Origin of the sequence: Pseudomonas sp. DP-17, from assembly GCF_022380625.1 — a bacterium.
Lineage (GTDB): Bacteria > Pseudomonadota > Gammaproteobacteria > Pseudomonadales > Pseudomonadaceae > Pseudomonas > Pseudomonas nitroreducens_A.
Window position 1 is genome coordinate 166,478 of the sequence record NZ_JAKSXG010000015.1, and the last position, 25,448, is coordinate 191,925.

The window sequence follows — 25,448 nt, forward strand, 5'->3', positions numbered from 1 at the left end:
GTGGAAATTGAAATGATTGCAGCTAATTAGTGTGTCTGGTGCACTGGTCGTGCGATCAGCTCAGCAGGCCGGAGCTCTCGCGCAGTTCCGTGCATACGCGCTTCACCGTCTGTCGCAGCCAACTGTGTGCCGGGTCGTTGTCGAAGCGCGGGTGCCAGGCCTGGATGATCACCACCGACTTGAGCGGCAGCGGAATGTCGAACTGGCGCAGGGCGAAGCCCAGGCGGTCCAGGCGCCACAGCGAGTGCTCGGGAATCGGCAATACCAGGTCGGACTCCAGCAGGGCGAAGATCGAAGAGTGGAAGGTCGGTGCGGTCAGGCGGATTTCCCGATGCAGCCCGAGGTTGGCCAGTTCCTCGTCGATCGGCCCGCGTGATTTGCCGCGCCGCGACACGCTGATCTGCGGGAAGGCGGCGAAGCGTTCGGCGGTGATTTCGTCGTCGAAGATGGGATGGTCGCGCCGCGCCAGGCCGACGAAGTTGGTGGTGAACAACGTCTGCGTGCGGATTTCCGGCTCCAGCGTCGAAGCGCCGCCGATATACAGGTCGATGCGATTCTGCCGCAGGGCTTCGTCATCGAAGTCGGCTTCCGGGGCGATCCGCAGGCTGCAGCGCGGCGCCTCGGCCTTCATCACCGCCAGCATGCGCGAGGCGAAGCCGCCCACCAGCACGTTGTTGGAGCGCAGCACGAAGCAGCGCTCTAGCTGGTCCATGCGCAGGTTTTCCTTGGCGTTGAACAGGCGCACGGCATGTTCCACCAGGTCGCTGACTTCCTCGCGCAATTGCAGGGCACGGGGCGTAGGGACCAGGTTGCGTCCGGCGCGGACCATGATCGGGTCGCCCACCGCCTCGCGGATGCGCGACAGGGTGCGGCTCATCGCTGGCGGGCTCAGGTGCATGCGCCGCGCGGCGCCGACCACGCTGCCTTCTTCGAGCAGGATGTTGAGGGCGACCAGCAGGTTGAGATCGGGCAGGGCCATGGTGACTCCGAAGCGGTTGACACGGGACGAGTCATGTTCCATGGCGAAGGGCTGAATGGGCAAGCGTGCGTTTCATGCAATGGTCCATTACGTTTTGCGTGCCTTTACGCTCCGCGCCCTGGCCCGAAGAATGGCGGCGGATTTCATTGTTTGGGGAAGAAAGGCATGTACCAACGGATTCTCCTGGCCATCGACGGCGCGGCGCAGTCGCCGCGCATCATTGCGACCGCCGGCGAGCTGGCCCGCTGCAACGGGGCGCAGGTTCACGTGGTTTGCGCCGTGGATCGCGCCTTCGCCATGCCGCGCCAGGACGCGCTGGAGTACCCACCGGCCGAACAGGAGCAGAACGAAGCTCAGGCGCTGGTGGATGAGGCGGTGGCGCAACTGCAGCCCTGCAGTGCATCGGGTGCCGTGGTGGCGGGCGATCCGGCGCGGGCCATCCTGCGCGAGGCGGAGCGGCTTGGGTGCGATCTGATCGTGATCGGTCACCGGCACCTGGGGCGTATCGAGCGGTTGCTGGACCCGTCGGTGGGGCAGCGGGTGATCGAGCGGGCTCCGTGTCCGGTGCTGGTCGAGGTGCGGGAGTAGGCGTCCTCACGAGCCCGGGCAGGCACCGATGCGTTGCCTGGAAGCGATTGCGGAAGGCGTCCGCTCCTACGCAGGTCGGGATGACGGAGTTCAGACAGGATGCAGAAAGAAAAGCGGCCCCGGCGCCGGGTTGGTCCTGAGCGAGGACCCGGCGCCGGAGCCGTAAGGGGTCAGCCGCGGCGATGCACGTTGCGGCCGTGCGCGAAGGTCTCCTTCACGGTACGGTCGTCGCCGAGGATGACCAGTGCGAAGAGTTTTTCCTCCAGGGTCTTCGCCTGCTGCAGGCGGTAGTCCAGCAGCGGGGTGGCCTTGTAGTCGAGGACCACGAAGTCGGCCTCGTTGCCCTGCGCGAAGCTGCCGACCTTGTCGTCCAGTTCCAGCGCACGGGCGCCGCCGAGGGTGGCCAGGTACAACGACTTGAACGGGTCGAGCTTCTTGCCCTGCAGCTGCATGACCTTGTAGGCCTCGTTCAGCGATTGCAGCTGGGAGAAGCTGGTGCCGGCGCCGACGTCGGTGCCCAGGCCGACTTTTACCTTGTGTTTTTCCAGCTTGTTCAGGTCGAACAGGCCGCTGCCCAGGAACAGGTTGGAAGTCGGGCAGAAGGCCACGGCCGAACCGGTTTCCGACAGGCGCTGGCACTCGCCGTCGCACAGGTGCACGCCGTGGGCGAACACCGAGCGCGGGCCGAGCAGGCCGTGGTGGTCATAGACGTCCAGGTAGCCCTTGCGCTCCGGGAACAGCTCCTTGACCCACTCGATTTCCTTGAGGTTTTCCGACAGGTGCGTGTGCAGGTACACGCCGGGGTGCTCCTTGAGCAGGCGGCCGGCGGCGTCGAGCTGTTCCGGTGTACTGGTCGGAGCAAAGCGCGGGGTTACCGCGTAGAGCAGACGGCCCTTGCCATGCCAGCGCTCGATCAGCGCCTTGCTGTCGGTATAGCTGCTTTCGGCGGTATCGGTCAGGTAGTCCGGCGCATTGCGGTCCATCATCACCTTGCCGGCGATCAGGCGCAGGTCGAGTTTTTCGGCCGCGCCGAACAGCGCGTCCACCGACTGCGGGTGCACGGTGCCGAACACCAGCGCGGTGGTGGTGCCGGCGCGCAGCAGTTCCTTGAGGAAGATGCCGGCGACGTCGGCGGCGTGGGCCGGGTCGGCGAACTGCTTCTCGGTGGGGAAGGTGTAGGTGTTCAGCCAGTCCAGCAGTTGCTCGCCGTAGGAAGCGATCATGCCGGTCTGCGGGTAGTGGATGTGGGTGTCGATGAAGCCGGGGGTGATCAGCGCGTCGCGGTACTCGACCACTTCCACGCCGCCCAGTTGCGGCAACAGCTCGGCCGCGTGGCCGAGGCGGGCGACCTTGCCGTCTTCCACCAGCAGGATGCCGTCCTCGAAGTACTGGTAGGACTTCTCCACGCCGACTTCGGCGGGGTCGGCGACGCTGTGCAGGATACTGGCGCGGTAGGCTTTGGCTTGAGTGCTCATCGATCTCTCGCAAATCGGAATTGACGCGTCTTCGGACGCTTTTCGATGGGTATCGCTGGCGCTCCACCCATCCTACAAAAAACAGGTCACGGATCCGTAGGATGGGTGGAGCGGAGCGATACCCATCACGAAACCATGCAGGTTGGAAATCAGGCGCCGCTTTCGGCGGTGCGTGCGCGGCGGCTCGTGGGTAACAGTTTGGCCACGGTGTTCTCGCCCCTGGCGGTCTCCTGACCGAAGGTGGCGTTGTAGGTGGCGATGACTTCGCCGGCAATGGACACGGCGATCTCCACCGGCAGCTTGCCCTTCACTTCGCTGATGCCCATGGGGCAGCGCATGCGCTGCACGGTGTCGGCGGCGAAGCCACGGTCGCGCAGGCGGTGCTCGAACTTGGCACGCTTGGTGTCCGAGCCGATCAGGCCGAAGTAGGTGAAGTCGTTGCGCTGGAGGATCTTCGCGGTCAGCTCCAGGTCCAGCGCGTGGTTGTGGGTCATGACGATGAAGTAGCTGCCGGCGGGCATCTCGTCGATCTCGTCGATGACGTCCTCGTTGATCACGCGGGTCACGCCCTCGGGGATGTGGTCGGGAAACTCGGCCTCCCGCGAGTCGATCCAGCGTACCTTGCACGGCAGGCTGGCGAGCAGCGGCACCAGGGCGCGGCCGACATGGCCGGCGCCGAACACGGCGATGTGGGCCTGGGGCTGGCCCATGGGTTCGAACAGCAGCACGGTGGCGCCGCCGCAGCACTGGCCGAGGCTGGCGCCAAGGCTGAAACGCTCCAGCTTCGGCTCGCGCTCGCGGTTCTGCAGCATCTCGCGGGCGATGGCCATGGCCTTGAATTCGAGGTGGCCGCCGCCGATGGTGTCGTAGGCCTTGTCGGCACTGATGACCATCTTGGAGCCGGCGTTGCGCGGGGTGGAGCCGCGCTCTTCGATGATGGTCACCAGCACGCTGGCTTCGGCGCGTTGTTGCAGGTCGGCGAGGGCACTGATCCAGTTCATCGTTTCGAACCTCGGAGGTGGGCTTTGCGTAGGAGCGGACTTTGTCCGCGATGGCATCCGGCGCGATGCGGGCCTATCGCGGACGGAGCCCGCTCCTGCGGCTCTCTATAGGGTGGGGCGCCGCTGGCGGGGTGGAGGACGGAAGTGGGGACGCCTCTCCCGGCCAGCGGTGCCCCATGGTCACATCACGCCGGCTCGACCTGAGCCGGCGATTTTTCCGCCTGGGCCAGCTTCAGCTTGCGCATCTGCTCCACGCCCCAGAGCACGCGCTCGGGAGTGGCCGGGGCATCGATCTGCGGCTGGGCGCGGTAGTCGGCCAGGCTCGCCACGGCGTCCTTGATCGCGCAGAACACCGAGATGCCCAGCATGAACGGCGGCTCGCCGACGGCCTTGGAATGGAACACCGTCTGCTCCGGGTTCTTGCGGTTTTCCACCAGCTTTACCCGCAGGTCGATGGGCATGTCGGCGATGGCCGGGATCTTGTAGCTCGCCGGGCCGTTGGTCATCAGCTTGCCCTTGGCGTTCCACACCAGCTCTTCCATGGTCAGCCAGCCCATGCCCTGGACGAAGCCGCCTTCCACCTGGCCGATATCGATGGCCGGGTTCAGCGAGGCGCCGACGTCATGCAGGATGTCGCTGCGCAGCATCCTGTACTCGCCGGTGAGGGTGTCGACTATCACCTCCGAGCAGGACACGCCGTAGGCGTAGTAGTAGAACGGCCGGCCGCGCGCCTGGCTGCGGTCGTAGTAGATCTTCGGCGTGCGGTAGAAGCCGGTGGAGGAGAGCGACACCTGGCCGAAGTAGGCCTGCTGTACCAGCTCCTCGAAGGGCACGATCAGATCGCGCACGCGTACCTGGTTGTTGCGGAACTCGATGTCTTCCTCGGTCACCTTCCAGTGCTTGGCGGCGAACTCCACCAGGCGCTGCTTGAGGGTCTCGGCGGCGTTCTGCGCGGCCTTGCCGTTCAGGTCGGCACCGGAGGAGGCGGCGGTCGGCGAGGTGTTGGGCACCTTGTCGGTGTTGGTCGCGGTGATCTGCACGCGGTCGATGTCGACCTGGAAGACCTCGGCCACCACCTGGGCGACCTTGGTGTTCAGGCCCTGGCCCATTTCGGTGCCGCCGTGGTTCAGGTGGATGCTGCCGTCGGTGTAGATGTGGATCAGCGCGCCAGCCTGGTTGAGGAAAGTGGCGGTGAAGCTGATGCCGAACTTGACCGGGGTCAGCGCCAGGCCCTTCTTCAGCACTGGACTGGTGGCGTTGAACTCGCGGATTTCAATGCGGCGCCTGGCGTACTCGGCGCTGGCTTCCAGTTCCTCGGTCATCTCCTGCAGCAGGTTGTGTTCCACCTGCTGGTAGTAGTGGGTGACGTTGCGCTCGTCCTTGCCGTAGTAGTTGCGCTTGCGCACTTCCAGCGGGTCCTTGCCGAGGTGGCGCGCGACGGCGTCCATGATCTCCTCGATGGCGACCATGCCCTGCGGGCCGCCGAAGCCGCGGTAGGCGGTGTTCGATGCGGTATTGGTCTTGCAGCGGTGACCGTTCACCGTGGCGTTGCCAAGGAAGTAGGCGTTGTCGGAGTGGAACATCGCGCGGTCGACAATGGAGCCGGAGAGGTCCGGCGAGTAGCCGCAGTTGCCGGCCAGCTCGATGTTGATGCCGTGCAGCAGGCCGTCGTCCTCGAAGCCCACGTCGTACTCGACGTAGAACGGGTGGCGCTTGCCGGTCATCTGCATGTCTTCGACACGCGGCAGGCGCATCTTCGCCGGTCGGCCGGTGAGGCGCGCGATCACGGCGCACAGGCAGGCCGGAGCGGCCGCCTGGGTTTCCTTGCCGCCAAAGCCACCACCCATGCGGCGCATGTCGATGACCACCTTGTTGAAGGAGATGCCCAGCACTTCGGCCACCAGCTTCTGCACTTCGGTGGGATTCTGGGTGGAGGTGTAGACGATCACGCCACCGTCCTCGGTGGGCATCACCGAGGAGATCTGCGTCTCCAGGTAAAAGTGTTCCTGGCCGCCGATGTGCAGGGTGCCCTGGATGCGGTTCGGCGCGGTAGCGAGCATGCCTTGCGAGTCGCCGATCTTGTGCTGGTGGCTGTCGAGCACGAAGTGCTTCTTGCGCAGCGCTTCGACCACGTCGAGCACCGGCTCCAGGTCCTCGTACTCGATGATCGCGGCCATGGCCGCCTTGCGCGCGGTTTCCAGGCTGTCGGCGGCCACGGCGATGACCATCTGGCCGACGTACTCGACCTTGCCGTCGGCCAGCAGCGGGTCACCGGCGACCACCGGGCCGATGTCCAGCTGGCCGGGTACGTCGTCCTTGGTGATGGCGATGGCCACACCGGGGAACTGGTAGCAGGGGCTAACGTCCAGCTTGGTGATGCGCGCATGGGCGCGGTCGCTCATTCGGGCATAGACGTGCAGCTGGTTGGGGAATTCCAGGCGGTCGTCGATGTAGATCGCTTCGCCGCTGACGTGCTTGGGCGCGCTCTCGTGCTTGACGCTGCGGCCGACGCCAGTGGTGAGGTCGGCGCGGAACAGTTCGGCGAGTTCTTCCTGGGTCTTGTGTGGCTTATGCATAAGAGGTCACCCGAGTTACGGCCTGGGGAGCTTCCAGCTCCAGGAAGCACTTGCGCAGCAGGTTCTGCGCGGTGAGCAGGCGGTATTCCTTGCTTGCACGGAAGTCGGTGAGCGGGGCGAAGTCCTCGCTCAACGCCAGCGCTGCGCGTTCGAAGGTGGCGCTGTTGAAGGTCTGGCCGAGCAGGGCGGCTTCACAGGCCTTGGCACGTTTCGGGATGGCGGCCATGCCGCCAAAGCCGGTGCGCACGGCGGTAATCCTGCAGTCTTCCACGGTGATCTGGAGCGCGGCGCAGACGGCGGAGATGTCGTCGTCCAGGCGCTTGGAGACCTTGTAGGCGCGGAACGCCTGGTTGGCCTGCGGGCGCGGGATGATCACCTGCTCGATGAACTCGCCTTCCTGGCGCGCGGTGACCTTGTAGTCGATGAAGTATTCATCGATCGGCAGCTCGCGGCGCTCGCTGCCCTTGCGCAGCACCAGGCGCGCGCCGAGTGCGATCAGCAGCGGCGGCGAGTCGCCGATGGGGGAGGCGTTGCCGATGTTGCCACCCAGGGTGCCCTGGTTGCGGATCTGCAGCGAGGCGAAGCGGTGCAGCAGCTCGCCGAAGTCCGGGTAGTCGCGGGACAGCGCTTCGTAGCAATCGGTCAGCGGGGTGGCTGCGCCGATCTCGATGCGGTCGTCGAAGACTTCGACGCGCTTCATTTCCTCGACGTGGCCGACGTAGATCATCACCGGCAGTTCGCGGTGGAACTGGGTGACTTCCAGGGCCAGGTCGGTGCCGCCGGCGAGCAGGCGTGCCTGCGGGTTGGCGGTGTAGATATCGGCCAGGTCGGCGATGGTCAGCGGCAGCAGGCAGCGCTTGTCGCCGCTGTTGAGCTCGGCGGTTTCGCGCGGGGCGATGGCCTTGAGCTGGGCGATGATCTCGGGCTGGGCGACGTCGAACTGGTCCGGCTGCTTCTGGCAGCAGGATTGTTCGGCGGCATCGAGGATCGGGCGGTAGCCGGTGCAGCGGCACAGGTTGCCGGCCAGCGCTTCATGGGCCTCGGCCTTGCGCTCGTCGGCGGTCTCGCCAGCGCTGTTCTTCTGCAGGGCGAACAGCGACATGACGAAGCCGGGGGTGCAGAAGCCGCACTGCGAGCCGTGGCAGTCGACCATGGCTTGCTGCACACCGTGCAGTTCGCCGCGGTGCTTCAAGTCATCGACGCTGATCAACTGCTTGCCATGCAACGAGGAAACGAACGTCAGGCAGGAGTTGAGGGTGCGGTAGCGGACGCGCTCGGCACCTTCTTCGCCGACCAGTTCACCGACGACCACCGTGCAGGCGCCGCAGTCACCGGAGGCACAACCCTCCTTGGTGCCGGTCTTGCCCAGGGTCTGGCGCAGGTAGTTGAGCACGGTGAGATTGGGATCGAGGCGGTCTTCGACACGCAGCTCGCGATTGAGCAGGAACCTGATCAAGGCTTGCCTCCAGGCTGATTCTTGTTTTTGGTAGGGCACTGGAGGCGAATTTATGGAAAGCTGACTTTTGAGTCAATAAAATTTCTGTCCGAATGGTCAGAAAGTTTTTCCGCAGGTGATAGACGGCGCGAGCGGGACTGTTTTTTGTAGGAACGAGCTTGCTCGTGAACTACCGATAGGGCCGGTCTGCACCGTGCCAGCCCGGTAGGACGGGTGGAGCCTAAGCGATACCCATGCGGTCTTCACGCGGGAGTGATGGGTATCGCTGCGCTCCACGCCATCCTGCGAAGAGCGGCCCGGTGCCGGACAGCAGAAAGAAAAAAGGCGGCAAGCCGGGGTAGGGCTTGCCGCCAAGGCGTGGAACTCTTCGATCAGGCCTGCTGGGTAGCACTCAGCTGGTATTCCTCGCCGGCGTAGTAGGCGCGTACGCGGCGGTCCATCACCGCGCGCCAGAGTGGCGGGAACAGCGCCAGGACGATCATTCCGGCGTAGCCGTTGGGCAACTGCGGGCTCTCGTCGAAGTGGCGCAGTACCTGGTAGCGGCGCTTGGCATTGGCGTGGTGGTCGGAATGGCGCTGAAGGTGGAAGAGGAACAGGTTGGTCAGCAGGAAGTTGCTGTTCCAGGAGTGCTCGTGGGTAGTCCGCTCGTAGCGCCCGCTGTCCAGTCGGCGACGGTGCAATCCGTAGTGCTCCACGTAGTTGACGATCTCCAGCAGGGTGAAGGCCATCACCGCCTGGCCGATGAAATAGATCGCGCCGATCCAGCCGAAGGCGACGCTGAAGCCCACCAGGAACAGCGCGCTGATCACGTACCACCAGATCAGTTCGTTGCGCCAGTGCAGCGCCGGCAGGCCCTTGCGCTTGAGGCGTTCGCTCTCCAGTCGCCAGGCGTTGAGGAAGTTGTGTTTGTAGGCGTGGGGCAGGAAGGCGTAGAGGCTCTGGCCGTAGCGCGAGGATGAGGCATCTTCGGGCGTGGAAACATGCACATGGTGCCCGCGCACGTGCTCGACCTTGAAGCCCGCGTAGCACACCGCCGCCAGCAGCAGGCCGCCGGCGTTCTGTTCCAGCTCCGGGTCCTTGTGGATCAGCTCGTGGGAGACGGTGATGCCAATGGCGCCCATGACGGTGCCTACCGAGAGAATCCAGCCCAGCTGGCCGACCCAGTTCCAGGCGTCATAGGTGGCCAGCACCCAGCCGCCATAGACCAGCATGCCCAGCAGTAGCGGCACGGTCAGCAAACTGAGGAAGCGGTAGTAGCCCTCGCGCTCCATGGGCGGGACTTCCTCCACTTCGTCCGGGTTGGCCGGGTCGCGGCCGACCACGAAGTCCAGCAGCGGGATGACCCCGAAAACTACGGTGATCACCAGCCAGGCCCAGGCGTTGGGGTACTCGCTGCCATAGGACCACCAGTAGCTGACGGGTATACCGAAAACCGGCACCAGCCAGATCCAGTAGCCGGCTTTCTTGAGACGCAACATCCAGGCGGGGGAAAGGAACAAGGCGAACATGGACGACTCCCGAGACGTCTCTTGTGTAGGATTGTCAGACAATCCTGCGCCGGATCCTCACGATGCGCGCACCAACCTTTGTTCTGTCGTCTCACTTGGGCGGGGGATGGCGCGGTAACACCCTGTGTTACACTTCGCACCCGCAATACCCCCTCGAAAGCGCCCCGATTCTTAAGGACAACCATGACGTTCAAGGCCCCGGACAGCCTGGCTGAGCAGATCGCGCATCACCTTGCCGAACGCATCATCCGGGGCGAACTCAAGGAACGCGAGCGCATCCAGGAACAGAAGGTCACCCATACTCTCAACGTCAGCCGCGGCTCGGTGCGCGAGGCGTTGCTGATCCTCGAGCGCCGCCATCTGGTGGTAATCCTGCCGCGTCGGGGTGCACAGGTGTCGGAACTGACCGCGGCGCATGTCGAAAGCCTCTACTCGCTGGTGATGGAGCTGTACATCATGCTCGCCAGCAGCGTGGCGCGGACATGGCGCGAGGAGACGGATCTGGCCCCCTTCATGGCGATCCAGCAGCGCCTGTTGGACAACCTCGAACGCGGCGACATCAACGCCTTCGTCGAATCCAGCTTCGACATCATGCGCGCGGCCTTCCCGTTCGCCGCCAACCCCTACCTGCAGGAAACCGTGGAAAATCTCCTGCCGGCCATCAGTCGCACCTATCATCTGGCCCTGGAACGCCGCAAAGGCGAGATGAGTCAGTTCATCGGCAGCTTCGAAAACCTGCTGCGCGCGGTGGTGGGGCGCGACGAGGCGGGCATCCGCGAGGTCCTGCTCGACTACGGTCGGCACAACAGCCAGCTGGTCCTGGCTGCACTGGCAGAACGATAAGCGCTCAATAAGAGACGGACGGGGGTAAGAGGGCTCATGCGGCTCAAGTGCATCAAGCTGGCAGGCTTCAAGTCCTTCGTCGACCCGACGACGGTCAACTTCCCGAGCAACATGGCGGCCGTGGTTGGCCCCAACGGTTGTGGCAAGTCCAACATCATCGACGCCGTTCGCTGGGTAATGGGCGAGAGTTCGGCGAAGAACCTCCGCGGCGAGTCGATGACCGACGTCATCTTCAATGGCTCCAACACGCGCAAGCCGGTGACCCAGGCGTCCATCGAACTGGTGTTCGACAACTCCGACCAGACCCTGCTGGGCGAATACGCCAGCTACGCCGAGATCTCCATTCGCCGCCGCGTGACCCGCGATGGCCAGAATACCTATTTCCTCAATGGCACCAAGTGCCGCCGTCGTGACATCACCGACATCTTCCTCGGCACCGGCCTTGGGCCGCGCAGCTACTCGATCATCGAGCAGGGCATGATCTCCAAGCTGATCGAAGCCAAGCCCGAGGACTTGCGCAACTTCATCGAGGAAGCCGCCGGCATCTCCAAGTACAAGGAGCGCCGCCGCGAGACCGAGAACCGCATCCGCCGCACCCAGGAGAATCTCGCGCGCCTGACCGACCTGCGCGAAGAACTGGAGCGCCAGCTGGAACGCCTGCACCGCCAGGCCCAGTCGGCGGAGAAGTACCAGGAATTCAAGGCCGAGGAACGCACCCTCAAGGCCCAGCTCGGCGCCCTGCGCTGGCGCGACCTGAACGAGCAGGTCGGGCAGAAGGAAAAAGTGATCGGCGACCAGGAAGTGGCCTTCGAGGCCCTGGTTGCCGAGCAACGCAGCGCCGACGCCAGCATCGAGCGCCTGCGCGATGGCCACCACGAGCTGTCGGAAACCTTCAACCAGGTGCAGGGCCGTTTCTATTCCGTGGGCGGCGACATTGCGCGCGTCGAGCAGAGCATCCAGCACGGCCAGCAGCGCCTGCGCCAGTTGCAGGACGACCTGCGCGAAGCTGAAAAGACCCGTCAGGAAACCGAATCCCACCTGGGCCACGACCGTACCCTGCTCGCCACCCTGAGCGAGGAGCTGGAGCGCCTGGCCCCGGAGCAGGAAATCAGCGCCGCCGCCGCCGAGGAGGCCAGTGTCGGGCTGGAGGACGCCGAGCAGCGTATGCACGACTGGCAGCAGCGCTGGGACGCCTTCAACCAGCAGAGTGCCGAGCCGCGCCGCGAGGCGGAAGTGCAGCAGTCGCGCATCCAGCACCTGGAACAGAGCCTGGAGCGCCAGGCCGAACGTCAGCGCCGCCTGAGCGACGAGCGCGCGCAGCTGGCCGCCGATCCCGAGGACGCCGCGATCCTCGAGCTGGGCGAGCAGGTCGCCGCCATCGAGCTGCTGCTGGAAGAGTCGCAGATCGAAGAACAGGAACTGGCCGAGCGCCTGGAGCGCGTGCGCCAGTCCCTGCAGGAAAGCACCGCCGCGCAGCATCAGGCGCAAGGTGAGCTGCAGCGTCTGAATGGCCGCATTGCCTCGCTGGAGGCGCTGCAGCAGGCCGCGCTCGATCCGGGCGACGGCACCGCGCAATGGCTGCGTCAGCAAGGGCTGGAACAGCGGCCGCGCCTCGCCGAAGGCCTGCGCGTTCAGCCGGGCTGGGAACTGGCGGTGGAAACCGTGCTCGGTGCCGACCTGCACGGCGTGCTGCTGGACGATGTGAAAGGATTGCCGTTCGACGCGCTGGAAAAGGGCGAGCTGCGCCTGCTCGATCTGGCCGCCGGCGCCGTTTCCCGTCCCGGCAGCCTGCTGGACAAGGTCGAGACGAATGTCGACCTGAGCTATTGGCTGGGCCGCGTGCGCCCGGTCGAAACCCTGGAACAGGCCCTGGCCCAGCGTGCTTCGCTGGGTGATGGCGAAAGCCTGATCAGCCGCGATGGCTACTGGGTCGGTCGTAATTTCCTGCGCGTGCGCCGTGGCGAATCCGCCGATGGCGGTGTGCTGGCGCGTGGCCAGGAGCTGGAGCGCCTTTACGCCGAGCGCGAGACGCTGGAGCAGCGCCTTGCCGAAGTCGACGAGCTTCTGGCGCGCCTGCGCGACGAGCAGCGCCAGGCCGAGGAAGGCCGCGACCAGGTGCGCCGGCGTCTGCAGGACGAAGGCCGCCGCCAGGGCGAGCTGAAGGCGCAGCTGTCCGCGCAGCAGGCCAAGGTTGAACAGCTGACCCTGCGCCGTCGCCGTCTGGATGAAGAGTTGAGCGAACTGGCCGAACAGCACGCCATCGAGCAGGAGCAGTTGGGCGAGGCGCGCCTGAGCCTGCAGGAAGCGCTGGATGCGATGGCCGTGGACACCGAGCGCCGCGAAGCGCTGCTGGCCGAGCGTGATGGCATGCGCGAGAAGCTCGATCGCATCCGCCAGGAGTCCCGCCAGCACAAGGACCATGCCCATCAACTGGCCGTGCGCGTGGGCTCCCTGCGCGCCCAGCACGAATCGACCCGCCAGGCGCTGGAACGCCTGGATAGCCAGGCCGTGCGCCTGGTCGAGCGTTGCGAGCAACTCAACCTCAACCTGGAGGAGGGCGCCGCGCCGCTGGAAGAGCTGCGCATGCGCCTGGAAGAGCTGCTCGACCGACGCATGGCGGTTGAGGATGAGCTCAAGCATGCGCGCCTGGCGCTGGAGGATGCCGACCGCCAGCTGCGCGACGCCGAGAAGCGTCGCACCCAGGCCGAGCAGCAGTCGCAACTGCTACGCGGCCAGCTGGAGCAGCAGCGCATGGAATGGCAGGCCCTGAGCGTGCGGCGCAAGTCGCTGCAGGAGCAGCTCCACGAGGATGGCTACGACCTGCACGGCGTGCTTGGCACCTTGCCTCACGATGCCGCCGAGAAGGTCTGGGAAACCCGCCTGGAAGAACTGGCTGCACGCATCGGTCGCCTGGGGCCGATCAACCTCGCGGCCATCGAGGAATACCAGCAGCAATCCGAGCGCAAACGTTACCTGGATGACCAGAACGACGACCTGGTGGAAGCGCTGGATACCCTGGAAAACGTCATCCGCAAGATCGACAAGGAAACCCGCAACCGCTTCAAGGAAACCTTCGACCAGATCAATGCTGGCCTTCAGGCATTGTTCCCCAAGGTTTTCGGCGGCGGTCACGCCTATCTGGAACTTACCGGCGAGGATCTACTCGATACCGGGGTGGCGATCATGGCGAGGCCGCCGGGCAAGAAGAACAGCACCATCCATCTTCTGTCCGGTGGCGAGAAGGCCCTGACGGCTCTGGCGCTGGTGTTTGCGATCTTCCAGCTGAACCCGGCACCGTTCTGCATGCTCGACGAGGTCGACGCGCCGCTGGACGATGCCAACGTCGGCCGTTATGCGCGGCTGGTGAAGGAGATGTCGGAGAAAGTGCAGTTCATCTATATCACCCACAACAAGATCGCCATGGAGATGGCCGATCAATTGATGGGCGTGACCATGCACGAACCGGGTTGTTCGCGTCTGGTGGCGGTGGATGTGGAAGAGGCTGTTGCGCTGGCTGAAGCCTGATCGCGCGAGCGAACTCGAGCCATGCTGGCAAGATGCTTTTCTTCAGGCCTAAAGCATTGATTTGATTGGGGTAGGCTTGACTTCGACAGCGCAAGTGGCAACTGCTATGAAAAGTTGCAAAGAGTGCGGCGGAGTGTCGCCACAGGCAGTGTAAAGTTATGTGAGAGCGTGTTAGCTTAACGCCCACTTTTGTATCGCGTGGAAAACATCAGTCAGAACATGAAGTTGGCTCCACGTTTTCAAGGGATAGGATGTCCTTTTCTTCATCATCATTTTTTGTTCAGGGGCTACGGGATTAGATGGATATCGGTCTGCGCGAATGGCTGATCGTCATTGGGCTTATCGTCATCGCCGGCATTCTGTTCGACGGCTGGCGTCGCATGCGGGGTGGCAAGGGCAAGTTGCGTTTCAAGCTGGACCGCCAGTTTGCCAACCAACCCGATGACGGGGACGAAACCAATCCGGAACTGCTCGGGCCTTCCCGTGTGGTCGAGCACAGAGAGCCTGCGCTGGACGAGGAGGACCTGCCCAAGCTCAGCGCCAAGGACTCGCGTGGCAAGCGCCGTGGCGAGCCGCGCCAGGGCGACCTGAACCTGGACGATCCGGCGCCGAATCTGCTCGGTCCGCTGGATGAAGAGGATTTCCCCAACCCGCTGGACGAAGCCCCGCAGGAGAAGGAAAAGCCCAGGAAGGACCGCAAGAAGGACAAGGAGCGCGCCGCTCCTGCCGCCGCGGCTTCTTCTGCCGCGCCTCAGGCCCCGGTCGAGGAAGTGCTGATCATCAACGTCATCAGCCGCGACGAGAACGGTTTCAAGGGGCCGGCGCTGCTGCAGAACATCCTCGAAAGCGGCCTGCGCTACGGCGAGATGGACATCTTCCATCGCCACGAAAGCATGGCCGGCAATGGTGAAGTGCTGTTCTCCATGGCCAATGCGGTCAAGCCGGGCACCTTCGATCTGGACAACATCGACCAGTTCAGTACCCGCGCGGTGAGCTTCTTCCTCGGCCTGCCGGGCCCGCGCCATCCCAAGCAGGCGTTCGATGTGATGATCGCCGCCGCCCGCAAGCTGGCCCAGGAGCTCAATGGCGAGCTGAAGGACGAGCAGCGCAGCGTGATGACCGCGCAGACCATCGAGCACTACCGTCAGCGCATCATTGACTTCGAGCGACGCGCCCTGACCCAGAAGCGCTAATCTTTCCGCACGCTGCACAAAAAAGCCCCAAGCCACCCTTGGGGCTTCGCATTTCTAGCCGCAACCCCTTGCCGCCCGAGATTCCCGCATGACCGACTCCCAGACTGCTGCCGAACGCATTGCCCAACTGCGCAGCGACCTCGACGACCACAACTACCGCTACTACGTGCTCGACGAGCCGAGCGTGCCGGACGCCGAGTACGACCGCCTGTTCCGCGAGCTGAAGGCGCTGGAAGCCGAGCATCCGGAGCTGGTCACTGCCGAGTCGCCGACCCAGCGCGTCGGTGGCGCCGCAGCCTCGGCCTTTGGCGAGGTGCGCCATGAAGTGCCGATGCTCAGCCTGGGCAACGCCTTCGAGGAGCAGGACCTCAACGACTTCGATCGTCGCGTGCGCGAAGGGCTGGCCGACCAATTGCCCGCCGGCGACCTGCTCGGTGGCGGCGCCGAGGTGGAATACAGTTGCGAACCCAAGCTCGACGGCCTTGCGGTCAGCCTGCTGTACGAGAACGGCATCCTGAGTCGTGGCGCCACCCGGGGTGATGGCAGTACCGGCGAAGACATCAGTGCGAACGTGCGCACCATCCGCAACGTGCCGCTGCGCCTGAAGGGCTCGGGCTGGCCCACTGTGCTGGAAGTACGTGGCGAAGTCTTCATGTCCAAGGCCGGTTTCGAGGCGCTCAACGAGCGGCAGATGGAGGCCGGCGGCAAGACCTTCGCCAACCCGCGCAACGCCGCCGCCGGCAGCCTGCGCCAACTGGACTCGAAGATCACCGCCAGCCGCCCGCTGGAGTTCTGCTGCTATGGCTTCGGCCGTGTCGAGGGCGGCACGCTGCCCGGCACCCAGGCCGGCATTCTCGAGGCGCTCAAGGGCTGGGGTATCCCGATCAGCCGCGAGCTGAAGCTGGCCAAAGGTGTCGAGGGCTGCCGCGCCTATTACGAAGATATCGGCGCCCGCCGCGACAGCCTTGCCTACGAGATCGACGGCGTGGTGTTCAAGGTCAACCGCATCGACTTCCAGCGCGAGCTGGGCTTCCGCGCCCGCGAGCCGCGCTGGGCCATTGCCCACAAGTTCCCCGCGCGCGAGGAGCTCACCGAGCTGCTCGACGTGGAGTTCCAGGTCGGCCGCACCGGCGCGGTGACGCCTGTGGCGCGCCTGAAGCCGGTGCAGGTGGCGGGCGTCACCGTGGCCAACGCCACCCTGCACAACATGGACGAGGTCGCGCGCCTGGGCCTGATGATCGGCGACACCGTGATCGTCCGCCGCGCCGGAGACGTAATCCCGCAGGTGATGCAGGTCGTTACCGAGCGCCGGCCGGCGGATGCCCGTCCGGTGGCGATTCCCACCCAATGCCCGGTATGTGGCTCGCAGGTCGAGCGCACCCAGCTGGTCAAGCGCAGCAAGGGCAGGGAGTCGGTCAGCGAAGGGGCCATCTACCGTTGCGTCGGCCGGCTGTTCTGCCAGGCGCAGCTCAAGCAGGCGATCATCCATTTTGTCTCGCGCCGCGCCATGGATATCGACGGCCTCGGCGACAAGATCGTCGAACAGTTGGTGGACAAGGGCCTGGTGAAATCCCCGGCCGATCTCTACACCCTGACCTATGAGCAGGTCATCGGGCTGGAAGGCTTTGCCGAAGTCTCCACGCGCAACCTGCTCGCGGCCATCGCCGAAAGTCGCAAGCCCACGCTGGCGCGTTTTGTCTTCGCGCTGGGCATCCCGGACGTAGGCGAGGAGACCGCCAAGCTGCTGGCGCGCTCCCTGGGCTCGCTGGCGCGCATCCAGAAGGCACTGCCGGAAGTGCTCACCTACCTGCCGGACGTCGGTGGCGAGGTTGCCTACGAGATCCATAACTTCTTCGATGACGAGCATAACCGCGGTGTCATCGCCGAGCTGCTCGACCCGGAGCACGGCGTGCAGCTGCAGGACGAAGGCGAGGTTTCCGCCGAATTTGCAGCTGTCGCCACGCTGGCGGGATTCATCGACAAGTTGAACATTCCCTTCATTGCCGCGACGGGTGCCGAGAAGCTGGCTGACAGGACGGGCAGCCTCGATGCGCTCATCACCCTCAGCCAGGACTGGCTGGATCTCAGCACCCTCAAGGGCGTGAACGAGAAGGCCAGGCAGTCGGTGCGCGAGTACTTCGCCGATGCCGCTCGCGTCGAGCGCGCGAAGGCCGTCGAGGAACAACTGGCGGAGTTCGGCATGCACTGGCGCAGCGAACGCAAGGTGGTCGAAGGCCTGCCTCTGGCCGGCCAGACCTGGGTACTGACCGGTACGCTGGAGGCCATGAGTCGCGACATCGCCAAGGAAAAACTGGAAAGCCTGGGCGCCAAGGTGGCCGGTTCGGTTTCGGCCAAGACCCATTGCGTCGTTGCCGGACCGGGAGCGGGTTCAAAGTTGGCCAAGGCCCAGGAACTTGGCGTCGCCGTGATGGACGAAGAGCAGCTGATCAAGCTGCTGGCCGACTACGGCATCGGCGCCTGACACGCCTTTCTTCCGAGCAAAGAATCAAGATCAACGCATCAAGGAGTCAATCCATGCCCATGACCAAGGACCAACTGGTTCGCGATATCGCCGAATCCCTCGATCTGACCCAGGCTGCCGTGCGCGGCGTGTTCGAACAACTGGCGCAGATCGCTCAGGACGCCCTGGAAAACGACGGCGAGCTGACCCTGCCGGGTATCGGCAAGCTCAAGGTCAGCGAGCGCGCCGCCCGCACCGGCCGCAATCCGCAGACTGGCAAGACCATCGAAATCGCCGCGAAGAAGGCGGTACGCCTGGTGCCTGCCAAGGCCCTGGTCGACAGCCTGAACTGATCGGCAGGCCCGCTGCGCCCCCTGCGTTGCGACGCAGGGCGGGGCGGGCCAGCGGTTGACGGAGAGCGAGATGGACAAGGCAAGAAAGCAGCGCCTGCTCGGCGTGGCGGCATTGGTGCTGCTGTTCGGGGCCTACGTGGCCTGGACCGAGCGCCCGCAGATCGTCCTTCACTATGACGGCGTCGGCGGTCCGGCGGTGAGCTACAGCTTCAAGGAAAACGGCGAGGAAACACTCGCGGGGGAGATCAAGCCGGGCGATGCGCGCGCCTTCCCGCTGCGCCTGTTGCGTTCGGGTGAATACCGTGTCGCCTTCCAGTTCCACCAGGGGGCGGAGCGCTATTCGACCTTCAGCATCCGTCCGGGCTACAGCAAGATGGACCTGTTCATCGGGCCGAACCTGGAAGTCTCCACCCAGCCTCGGCCCGAAGGGCTGCTGCAGGCGCAATAGCGCCCGCTACAGGTAGTCGGCCACCAGCACGACATTGCGCTTGCCCGCGGCGACGCCTTCCTTGGCGATCTCGCGGATCACGCTGTCGGTGTCGCCGGTGGCCGCCAAGTCTTTCCCCAGCGCCTTGCCGTGCACATCGGTGAGCCGGTAGTTCACGCTCGGCATCGCGCCGCGTGGCTCGTTGAGCATCATCAGCAAGGCCTGGTTGCACTCGCTCAGGCGCACCCGCGCGCTTTTCGCGGTGACATCGCTGAGCCCCACCTGGCAGGTCGGCTCGACCACTGCGCCACTGAAATGAATGACGCCGTCATAGGCCAGCAACGACCCGGAAAAGAGCAGGGCGACGAGAGGGGTGGATCGCAGTGCAATGGACATGCTGGCATTCCTCGCTCGGGCATGGTCCGTCTCAGTGACGGGTTCTTTCCTTAGCGTCGGCGCAAACGGAAATTTCTGAACTAGCTGTAGGCTAATTCCTTTGCTGAAATGGCAAATTCGTGATGAAGGTCAGGAATTGTTTGAAGGACGCCGCTAAGTGCTTGAAGTACTTGTAAGTTGCGCTCAAGCCGCTACAATGGCGCGGCTCGCCAAACTGGCGAGCTCTTCGTGATGGTGGCCCTGTCGGTCCCCCCGCAACGATTACTCGCTTACCTGGTCAGGTCCGGAAGGAAGCAGCCAAGGCGGGGACATTGTGTGCCGGGGTGTGGCTGGCGGGGCCGCCTCCATTTCGGGGCCAGTAAAATCTGCAGCCCCTTCCTGTCGATGCAGCCGCCGCCTCAGCGGTAGTGATTCAGGATCTGCTCGATCTTCCCTGACGCCTTGATCTTCGCCAGTACCGAAAGCACTTCGTCGGTGCGGACGTCAGGCGCGTCCAGCACCATGCACGACAGTGGCGTCTCTTCGATCACGCTGGCGATTCTCAGTCGCTCCGCCTCGGGCAACTCTCGGTTGAACCAGTTCAGCGCGAACTCGCTACTGATCGCGTATTGATAGCGGCCGATGCGCAGCTTCTTCAGCACCAGCTCCTGGTTGCGAGCGTCGTCGCGGGTCAGCCAGTGGCTGTCCAGCAGCGGCTGCAGGCGCGGATAGTGATAGCCCAGTACGGTGCCGACGGATTGGCTGGGCAGGGTTTCCAGCTTGTCCGCCGGGGCATCGCGGACCACCAGCAGGTCGCGCTGGACCATCAGCGGGGCGGTCCAGCGGTAGTCGTTGAACTCGTGCTCGATCCAACTGCGCGACACATAGCAGCGCACGTCCACGGCGTGGCTGAGCAGGGCCTGCTCGATACGGGCACGGGGCACGATGTGGAAGGCCGCGGGGCGGCCCAGTTCGTGTGCCGCCTCGTTGAACAGCTCGAACATGATGCCGCCGGTCAGTTCGCCATTCTCGATCTGTGCCAGCGGCATCGCCCAGCTGTCGACCACTGAGAAGCGCAGGGGACGGTCCTCGGCCTGGGCAAGGGTGGCGGTCAGCAGCAGGACGGTGGCAAGGAAGCGCATCAAGGCTCCGTTGATGGCAGAACGACAACACAATGCCGTGTAGCCCGGCCCTTGCCAAGATGCGACAACGACCGGTGCGGACATCGAGTGCAATTTACAGCCCGCTTCGCTAGGATTAGCGCACTTCTGCCCACCTGTCGCGATGGATTTCAATGAGTTATCAGGTTCTTGCCCGCAAATGGCGTCCGCGTTCGTTCCGCGAAATGGTCGGCCAGACCCATGTGCTCAGGGCCCTGATCAACGCGCTGGACAACCAGCGCCTGCACCACGCCTACCTGTTCACCGGTACCCGTGGCGTGGGCAAGACGACCATTGCGCGCATCCTGGCCAAGTGCCTCAACTGCGAGACTGGCGTCAGCTCCACGCCCTGTGGTCAGTGCTCGGTGTGCCGCGAGATCGACGAAGGCCGCTTCGTCGACCTCATCGAGGTGGACGCCGCCAGCCGCACCAAGGTCGAAGACACCCGCGAGCTGCTCGACAACGTGCAGTATTCGCCGAGCCGCGGGCGCTACAAGGTCTACCTGATCGACGAAGTGCACATGCTCTCCAGTCACAGCTTCAACGCCCTGTTGAAGACCCTGGAGGAGCCGCCGCCCCATGTGAAGTTCCTGCTGGCCACCACGGACCCGCAGAAGCTGCCGGTGACCATCCTCTCGCGCTGCCTGCAGTTCTCGCTGAAGAACATGCCGCCGGAGCGCGTGGTAGAGCATCTCACCCACGTCCTGGGCGCCGAGAACGTGCCGTTCGAGGATGATGCGCTGTGGCTGCTCGGCCGCGCCGCCGATGGTTCCATGCGCGACGCCATGAGCCTTACCGACCAGGCCATCGCCTTCGGTGAAGGCAAGGTGCTGGCTGCCGACGTGCGCGCCATGCTCGGCACGCTGGATCACGGGCAAGTCTACGGCGTGCTTCATGCACTGCTGGAAGGCGATGCCCGCGCCCTGCTGGAAGCCGTTCGCCACCTGGCCGAGCAGGGCCCTGACTGGGGCGGCGTGCTGGCCGAGATGCTCAATGTGCTGCACCGCGTGGCCATCGCCCAGGCGCTGCCCGAGGCGGTGGACAACGGCCAGGGCGACCGCGACCGCGTGCTGGCGCTGGCCCAGGCGTTGCCCGCCGAGGACGTGCAGTTCTACTACCAGATGGGCCTGATCGGCCGCCGCGACCTGCCGCTGGCGCCCGACCCCCGTGGCGGCTTCGAGATGGTGTTGCTGCGCATGCTGGCGTTCCGCCCGGGCGATGCCGACGGCGCGCCCAGGTCGCCGCTAAAGGACCTGGGGATCAGCAAGGCCACGGCTGATTCCAACCCGAACCCAGTGGCCGGCGCCGCCGTTGCAGCGCCGGTTGCAGCCATTGCTCCGCCGCCTGTTGCGCCTGCGCCGGTTGCTCCTGTAGCTCCGGCCGCCGAGGTTGCGCCGGCTGTTGCTGCGCCCCAGCCTCAGGCGGCTCCGGCTCCGGCTCCGGCTCCGGCTCCGGCTCCGGCTCCGGCGGTGGAGGCAGCGCCCGTTGCCGTACCCGCTCCCGTCGTCGAAGCCGCTCCCGCGCCGGTCGAAGCGCTGCCGGAAGTGGTCGTCGCAGCAGAGCCTGTTACTCCAGTCGTCGAGCCGCAACCGCCGGTTGCCGAAGCGCCGGTCGACCTGCCGTGGGACGAACCTTCGGCGCCGGTTGTCGCCGCTCCAGCGCCGGTCGAAACTGCTGCAGTTGCACCTGCCGCGCCTGCTCCGGTGCAGGCCGCTGCACCGGTTCCGCCAGAGGCACCCGCACCGGCCGTGGTAGAAGACCTGGCCGAAGATGACGACCGTGACGAAGAGCCGCCGCCCGCCGAGGACTACTACGAAGTCGACATGGAGTCCTATGGCTACCTCGAGAGCGAGGCGTCGCAGGAGCAGGCCGAGCCGGAACCCGAGCCCGCCGCCATGCCTGCCACCGGCCTTGCCGCCGAATGGCTGGACCTGTTCCCGCGCCTCGGCCTGGCTGGCCTGACCGCCAGCATCGGCGCCAACTGCACCCTGGTGGCCGTGGACGGAGACAATTGGCACCTGCACCTGGACCCGGGCCAGAGTGCGCTGTTCAACGCGACCCAGCAGCGTCGCCTGAACGATGCGCTGAACCAGTACCACGGGCGCACCCTGACGCTGCACGTCACCCAGCAGAAGCCCGAGCAGGAAACCCCGGCCCAGGCTGCCGCGCGCAAGCGCGCCGAGCGTCAGCGCCAGGCCGAGGCATCGATTGCCGCTGACCCCTATGTGCTACAGATGAAGCAACAGTTCGCCGCGGTGGTCCGCGACGGTACCATTGAACCCCTGGAGGCGAAGGCCTGAGAGCCGGTCCGCGACCTGCTGCGCGTTGGCAGAACGTCGTTGAAAGCAAGCGAGGGATGCTCATTTGCGGAGTGTAAACTCCGCTCCCTCGCTCGCTTCGCCAGTTCTGCTCCAGCTCGCGAGGCCGCGAACAGGCTCTGACTTTCTCCACGACTGAACGAATCGAGGAACTCGACATGATGAAAGGTGGCATGGCCGGCCTGATGAAGCAGGCCCAGCAGATGCAGGAAAAAATGCAGAAGATGCAGGAAGAGCTGGCCAACGCCGAAGTGACCGGTCAATCCGGCGCCGGCCTGGTGAGCGTGGTGATGACCGGTCGCCATGACGTCAAGCGCGTCTCCCTGGATGACAGCCTGATGCAGGAAGACAAGGAAATTCTCGAAGACCTGATCGCTGCCGCGGTGAACGACGCCGTGCGCAAGATCGAGCAGAACAACCAGGAGAAGATGTCCGGCATGACTGCCGGTATGCAGCTTCCTCCTGGCTTCAAGATGCCTTTCTGATCCAGGCTCTTCCCCTGTAGGAGCGAGCCTGCTCGCGAACGCTCTTCCGGCCCCAAAGCCGGGCGGGCCTCGCGAGCGGGCTCGCTCCTACAGTCGTTCCAACCCTCAGAAAACCCGAGACTGCCCCATGAGCTTCACGCCGCTGATCCGCCAACTGATCGACGCCCTGCGCACACTGCCCGGAGTGGGCCAGAAGAGTGCCCAGCGCATGGCGTTGCAGCTGCTGGAGCGTGACCGCACGGGAGGCCTGCGCCTGGCCCAGGCGCTGACCCAGGCGATGGAGGGTGTCGGTCATTGCAAGCAGTGCCGCACCTTGTCCGAGGACGAGTTCTGCCCGCAGTGCAGCGACCCGCGCCGTGACGACAGCCTGCTGTGCGTCGTGGAAGGCCCGCTGGACGTATTCGCCGTCGAGCAGACCGGCTACCGTGGCCGCTACTTCGTGCTCAAGGGGCACCTGTCGCCGCTGGACGGCCTCGGCCCGGAAGCCATCGGTATTCCCGAGCTGGAAGCGCGGATCAAGGCCGGCAACTTCAGCGAGATCATCCTGGCTACCAACCCCACGGTGGAAGGCGAAGCAACCGCCCACTACATCGCCCAGCTGCTCGGCGGCGGCGAACTGGTGCTGTCGCGCATCGCCCATGGCGTACCGCTGGGTGGCGAGCTGGAACTGGTGGACGGCGGCACCCTGGCCCACGCCCTGGCAGGGCGGCGGCCGATCAGCGGCTAACCGCCGGCAAGGCGCAGCAGCTCCCGATCATCCATCCGGTAGGCAATCCACTGGCTTTCTCGCCGGCCGCCCAGGCGCGAGTAGAAGCGTTCTGCCGCGTCATTGCCGGTCAGCACGTCCCACAGCAGGCGGCCTGCGCCTTGCTCGAGCGCCCATTGCGCTACTCGCCGCAGCAACCGTTCGCCTGTGCCGCTGCCACGCTGTCCCTGGACGACATAGAGCTCCTTGAGCCGAACGCTCGGGCGTAGATCGAAGGTGAAGGAAACGCTCTGGACGACGGCGTAGCCGACGATCGCATCAGTCTCGGCGACGAATACCTGGCATTGCGCCGCCGGGCCGAAGGCGCGGGTGAGCAGGGCATCGGCGTCCACCGCGAAGTCATCGAGATAGCCCTCGAATTCCGCCAGCGCGCGCATCAGGTCGAGCACGGCCGGAACGTCGTCCGGCCGTGCCTCGCGAATGCTCAGCAGGCGCACGAGATGCCTTCTTCCGGGCGGTGCTGCTCGTGGCCCGTGGCAGCGACCAGCGCCAGTCCCTCGTCCAGCCAGCCGGTAACCCCTCCGATCATCTCCTTCACCGGCAAACCCAGCGCCGCGAGCTTTGCGGCGGCGCGGTGCACGCCGTTGCAGTGCGGCCCGGCGCAGTAGACGACGAACAGGGTACCCGGCGCGAACTGCGCCATGCGCCGGGCATCGATTTCGCGAGTGGGCAGGTTCAGCGCTCCGGGTACGTGCCCGCGGGCGAATGCAGCGGCATTGCGCACATCGAGCAGGACGAAATCCTGCTCACCATTCTGCAGGGCGTGGTTGACGTCCGAACAGTCGGTCTCGAAGGCCAGGCGGTGGCTGAAGTGGGCGAGGGCATCGGCGGGCAGGGCGGCGGGGAACTGGCTGACGAGGCTGGGCATGGCAAGGCTCCTGTGGAAGATGGGAGCACTGTATGTGAGCGTTCGAGTCAGCTACAGTGGCGGCCTGGACAGTGATCGGAAGTTTTCCGCCAAATGCCTCGCCATCCTCTGGAAGTCGCCGTGCTCGCTTACGACGGCCTGTGTACCTTCGAATTCGGCATCGCCGTGGAAATTTTCGGCCTGCCGCGCCCCGAGTTCGACTTTCCCTGGTACAGCCACCGGGTCGTCGCCGTCGACGATGGACCGATGCGTGCATTGGGCGGCATCCGCGTGCTCGCCGACGGTGGGCTGGAGTCGCTCGACACGGCGGGCACCCTCATCGTGCCGGGCTGGCGTGATCGCGCCGAGGCGCCGTCCGCCGAGTTGGTGCAAGCGCTGCGCAAGGCCCATGACGAAGGTGCGCGTTTGCTGTCGATCTGCTCCGGGGTCTTCGTCCTGGCCGCCACGGGATTGTTGGATGGCCAGCGGGCGACCACGCACTGGCGCTACGCCGAGGAGCTGGCGACGCGCTTCCCGGCCATCGAAGTCGATGCCCAGGTGCTCTATGTGGACGCCGGGCAACTGATCACCTCTGCCGGCAGCGCGGCGGGCATCGACGCCTGCCTGCACCTGGTGGCGCGGGACTTCGGTACCCAGGTGGCCAATACCGTGGCACGGCGCCTGGTGATGTCGCCACAGCGGGGAGGCGGCCAGGCGCAGTTCATTCCCGCGCCGGTGGCGCAGGCGCCCCGGCATGACCTCGCCGGGCTGCTGGACTGGGCCCGGCAGCGGCTGGACCGGTCAATGACCGTCGGTGAACTGGCGAGCCGCGTGGCCATGAGCGAGCGCACCTTCCTGCGCCGTTTCAGCGAGGCGACCGGCATGACGCCCAAGGCCTGGTTGCAGCACGAGCGCATGCTGCGGGCCCGCGAATTGCTCGAAAGCAGCGCCGACAGCGTCGAGCGGATCGCCGAGCAATGCGGCTTCGGTACGGTGGAAAGCTTCCGCAATGCCTTTCGCAGCGCGGCGGGCGTAGCGCCTTCGGCATACCGCGAGCGGTTCGGGGCGGCGCATCTGTCCTAGCCGATGGCGGGTGTCTCGCCTTGAAAACC

General features: G+C 65.3%; 21 protein-coding genes and 1 other RNA gene. 12 read left to right on the forward strand and 10 right to left on the reverse strand.

Going from position 1 to position 25,448, the window contains the following annotated elements; translation table 11 throughout:
- Nucleotides 1–55: 55 nt before the first annotated feature.
- Entirely contained in the window at nt 56–979 is a 924-nt protein-coding gene (locus tag MJ122_RS24525; RefSeq protein WP_026078849.1) for a LysR family transcriptional regulator, read from the reverse strand.
- Nucleotides 980–1,144: 165 nt separating this feature from the next.
- Between MJ122_RS24525 and MJ122_RS24530 the strand changes: the two genes are divergently transcribed.
- Nucleotides 1,145–1,567, forward strand: coding sequence for a universal stress protein (locus MJ122_RS24530; RefSeq protein ID WP_239746329.1), 423 nt, complete (start codon nt 1,145–1,147; stop codon nt 1,565–1,567).
- 170 nt (nt 1,568–1,737) lie between these two features.
- Here MJ122_RS24530 and guaD read toward each other — a convergent pair whose 3' ends face one another.
- The 5 genes from guaD to MJ122_RS24555 all read right to left on the reverse strand — a co-directional run bounded on the left by guaD (nt 1,738) and on the right by MJ122_RS24555 (nt 9,583).
- Nucleotides 1,738–3,042: a guanine deaminase gene (guaD, locus tag MJ122_RS24535; RefSeq protein WP_088420888.1), complete on the reverse strand. Its 1,305-nt coding sequence runs from the start codon at nt 3,040–3,042 to the stop codon at nt 1,738–1,740.
- Between the two features lie 149 nt (nt 3,043–3,191).
- On the reverse strand, nt 3,192–4,043 hold the full coding sequence (gene xdhC, locus MJ122_RS24540) for a xanthine dehydrogenase accessory protein XdhC (RefSeq protein WP_088420889.1): 852 nt from the start codon (nt 4,041–4,043) through the stop codon (nt 3,192–3,194).
- A gap of 185 nt (nt 4,044–4,228) precedes the next feature.
- A complete protein-coding gene (xdhB, locus tag MJ122_RS24545; protein ID WP_239746330.1) occupies nt 4,229–6,619 on the reverse strand; it encodes a xanthine dehydrogenase molybdopterin binding subunit in 2,391 nt (796 codons plus the stop codon).
- Nucleotides 6,612–8,075 (reverse strand): xanthine dehydrogenase small subunit, encoded by a 1,464-nt coding sequence (gene xdhA, locus MJ122_RS24550; protein ID WP_239746331.1) that lies wholly within the window; start codon nt 8,073–8,075, stop codon nt 6,612–6,614. Before xdhA ends, xdhB begins: the two co-directional genes overlap by 8 nt.
- A 371-nt stretch (nt 8,076–8,446) precedes the next feature.
- Nucleotides 8,447–9,583, reverse strand: coding sequence for an alkane 1-monooxygenase (locus MJ122_RS24555; protein ID WP_239746332.1), 1,137 nt, complete (start codon nt 9,581–9,583; stop codon nt 8,447–8,449).
- A 183-nt stretch (nt 9,584–9,766) separates the two neighbouring features.
- Here MJ122_RS24555 and MJ122_RS24560 point away from each other — a divergent pair, with 183 nt between their 5' ends.
- The 6 genes from MJ122_RS24560 (at nt 9,767) to MJ122_RS24585 (ending at nt 18,406) form a co-directional block, all read left to right on the forward strand.
- Nucleotides 9,767–10,426: a GntR family transcriptional regulator gene (locus MJ122_RS24560; RefSeq protein ID WP_239746333.1), complete on the forward strand. Its 660-nt coding sequence runs from the start codon at nt 9,767–9,769 to the stop codon at nt 10,424–10,426.
- Between the two features lie 36 nt (nt 10,427–10,462).
- Nucleotides 10,463–13,951, forward strand: a complete 3,489-nt coding sequence (gene smc / locus MJ122_RS24565; protein ID WP_088420894.1) for a chromosome segregation protein SMC — start codon at nt 10,463–10,465, stop codon at nt 13,949–13,951.
- Nucleotides 13,952–14,250: 299 nt separating this feature from the next.
- Nucleotides 14,251–15,144: a cell division protein ZipA gene (zipA, locus tag MJ122_RS24570; protein WP_088420895.1), complete on the forward strand. Its 894-nt coding sequence runs from the start codon at nt 14,251–14,253 to the stop codon at nt 15,142–15,144.
- An 88-nt stretch (nt 15,145–15,232) separates the two neighbouring features.
- Nucleotides 15,233–17,626, forward strand: a complete 2,394-nt coding sequence (ligA, locus tag MJ122_RS24575) for an NAD-dependent DNA ligase LigA (protein WP_239746334.1) — start codon at nt 15,233–15,235, stop codon at nt 17,624–17,626.
- Nucleotides 17,627–17,655: 29 nt separating this feature from the next.
- Nucleotides 17,656–17,958 (forward strand): HU family DNA-binding protein, encoded by a 303-nt coding sequence (locus MJ122_RS24580; protein WP_256204898.1) that lies wholly within the window; start codon nt 17,656–17,658, stop codon nt 17,956–17,958.
- 70 nt (nt 17,959–18,028) lie between these two features.
- Complete coding sequence (locus MJ122_RS24585) at nt 18,029–18,406, forward strand: hypothetical protein (RefSeq protein ID WP_088420898.1); 378 nt, start codon at nt 18,029–18,031, stop codon at nt 18,404–18,406.
- A gap of 6 nt (nt 18,407–18,412) precedes the next feature.
- Here the strand turns inward: MJ122_RS24585 and MJ122_RS24590 are convergent, their stop codons facing one another.
- Entirely contained in the window at nt 18,413–18,781 is a 369-nt protein-coding gene (locus tag MJ122_RS24590; protein WP_239746335.1) for a hypothetical protein, read from the reverse strand.
- 241 nt (nt 18,782–19,022) lie between these two features.
- Between MJ122_RS24590 and ffs the strand changes: the two genes are divergently transcribed.
- Nucleotides 19,023–19,119, forward strand: an RNA gene (gene ffs, locus MJ122_RS24595) — signal recognition particle sRNA small type.
- Nucleotides 19,120–19,179: 60 nt separating this feature from the next.
- Here the strand turns inward: ffs and MJ122_RS24600 are convergent.
- The gene (locus MJ122_RS24600; protein ID WP_239746336.1) at nt 19,180–19,902 is read right to left on the reverse strand and encodes a transporter substrate-binding domain-containing protein; all 723 of its coding nucleotides are present in this window, start codon (nt 19,900–19,902) and stop codon (nt 19,180–19,182) included.
- A gap of 152 nt (nt 19,903–20,054) precedes the next feature.
- On the opposite strand from MJ122_RS24600, the gene dnaX reads away from it, so the two are divergent.
- From dnaX to recR, 3 genes are all read left to right on the forward strand, one after another.
- Nucleotides 20,055–22,220: a DNA polymerase III subunit gamma/tau gene (dnaX, locus tag MJ122_RS24605; protein ID WP_239746337.1), complete on the forward strand. Its 2,166-nt coding sequence runs from the start codon at nt 20,055–20,057 to the stop codon at nt 22,218–22,220.
- 176 nt (nt 22,221–22,396) lie between these two features.
- The gene (locus MJ122_RS24610; protein ID WP_017516839.1) at nt 22,397–22,723 is read left to right on the forward strand and encodes a YbaB/EbfC family nucleoid-associated protein; all 327 of its coding nucleotides are present in this window, start codon (nt 22,397–22,399) and stop codon (nt 22,721–22,723) included.
- A gap of 127 nt (nt 22,724–22,850) precedes the next feature.
- Entirely contained in the window at nt 22,851–23,450 is a 600-nt protein-coding gene (gene recR / locus MJ122_RS24615) for a recombination mediator RecR (RefSeq protein WP_088420902.1), read from the forward strand.
- Here recR and MJ122_RS24620 read toward each other — a convergent pair.
- On the reverse strand, nt 23,447–23,926 hold the full coding sequence (locus MJ122_RS24620; protein WP_239746338.1) for a GNAT family N-acetyltransferase: 480 nt from the start codon (nt 23,924–23,926) through the stop codon (nt 23,447–23,449). The genes recR and MJ122_RS24620 overlap by 4 nt on opposite strands.
- On the reverse strand, nt 23,914–24,357 hold the full coding sequence (locus tag MJ122_RS24625; protein ID WP_088420904.1) for a rhodanese-like domain-containing protein: 444 nt from the start codon (nt 24,355–24,357) through the stop codon (nt 23,914–23,916). The genes MJ122_RS24620 and MJ122_RS24625 overlap by 13 nt, the downstream gene beginning before the upstream one ends.
- Before the next feature lie 93 nt (nt 24,358–24,450).
- Between MJ122_RS24625 and ftrA the strand changes: the two genes are divergently transcribed.
- Nucleotides 24,451–25,419, forward strand: coding sequence for a transcriptional regulator FtrA (ftrA, locus tag MJ122_RS24630; protein WP_239746339.1), 969 nt, complete (start codon nt 24,451–24,453; stop codon nt 25,417–25,419).
- Nucleotides 25,420–25,448 lie beyond the last annotated feature (29 nt).

Coding starts and splice junctions, on each gene's coding strand:
- recR (WP_088420902.1), top strand. CDS start 22,851: ATGAGCTTCACGCCGCTGATCCGCCAACTGATCGACGCCCTGCGCACA.
- xdhC (WP_088420889.1), bottom strand. CDS start 4,043: ATGAACTGGATCAGTGCCCTCGCCGACCTGCAACAACGCGCCGAAGCC.
- MJ122_RS24585 (WP_088420898.1), top strand. CDS start 18,029: ATGGACAAGGCAAGAAAGCAGCGCCTGCTCGGCGTGGCGGCATTGGTG.
- zipA (WP_088420895.1), top strand. CDS start 14,251: ATGGATATCGGTCTGCGCGAATGGCTGATCGTCATTGGGCTTATCGTC.
- ligA (WP_239746334.1), top strand. CDS start 15,233: ATGACCGACTCCCAGACTGCTGCCGAACGCATTGCCCAACTGCGCAGC.
- MJ122_RS24560 (WP_239746333.1), top strand. CDS start 9,767: ATGACGTTCAAGGCCCCGGACAGCCTGGCTGAGCAGATCGCGCATCAC.
- ftrA (WP_239746339.1), top strand. CDS start 24,451: ATGCCTCGCCATCCTCTGGAAGTCGCCGTGCTCGCTTACGACGGCCTG.
- MJ122_RS24590 (WP_239746335.1), bottom strand. CDS start 18,781: ATGTCCATTGCACTGCGATCCACCCCTCTCGTCGCCCTGCTCTTTTCC.
- dnaX (WP_239746337.1), top strand. CDS start 20,055: ATGAGTTATCAGGTTCTTGCCCGCAAATGGCGTCCGCGTTCGTTCCGC.
- MJ122_RS24600 (WP_239746336.1), bottom strand. CDS start 19,902: ATGCGCTTCCTTGCCACCGTCCTGCTGCTGACCGCCACCCTTGCCCAG.
- guaD (WP_088420888.1), bottom strand. CDS start 3,042: ATGAGCACTCAAGCCAAAGCCTACCGCGCCAGTATCCTGCACAGCGTC.
- MJ122_RS24625 (WP_088420904.1), bottom strand. CDS start 24,357: ATGCCCAGCCTCGTCAGCCAGTTCCCCGCCGCCCTGCCCGCCGATGCC.
- MJ122_RS24610 (WP_017516839.1), top strand. CDS start 22,397: ATGATGAAAGGTGGCATGGCCGGCCTGATGAAGCAGGCCCAGCAGATG.
- MJ122_RS24530 (WP_239746329.1), top strand. CDS start 1,145: ATGTACCAACGGATTCTCCTGGCCATCGACGGCGCGGCGCAGTCGCCG.
- MJ122_RS24525 (WP_026078849.1), bottom strand. CDS start 979: ATGGCCCTGCCCGATCTCAACCTGCTGGTCGCCCTCAACATCCTGCTC.
- xdhB (WP_239746330.1), bottom strand. CDS start 6,619: ATGCATAAGCCACACAAGACCCAGGAAGAACTCGCCGAACTGTTCCGC.
- smc (WP_088420894.1), top strand. CDS start 10,463: ATGCGGCTCAAGTGCATCAAGCTGGCAGGCTTCAAGTCCTTCGTCGAC.
- MJ122_RS24555 (WP_239746332.1), bottom strand. CDS start 9,583: ATGTTCGCCTTGTTCCTTTCCCCCGCCTGGATGTTGCGTCTCAAGAAA.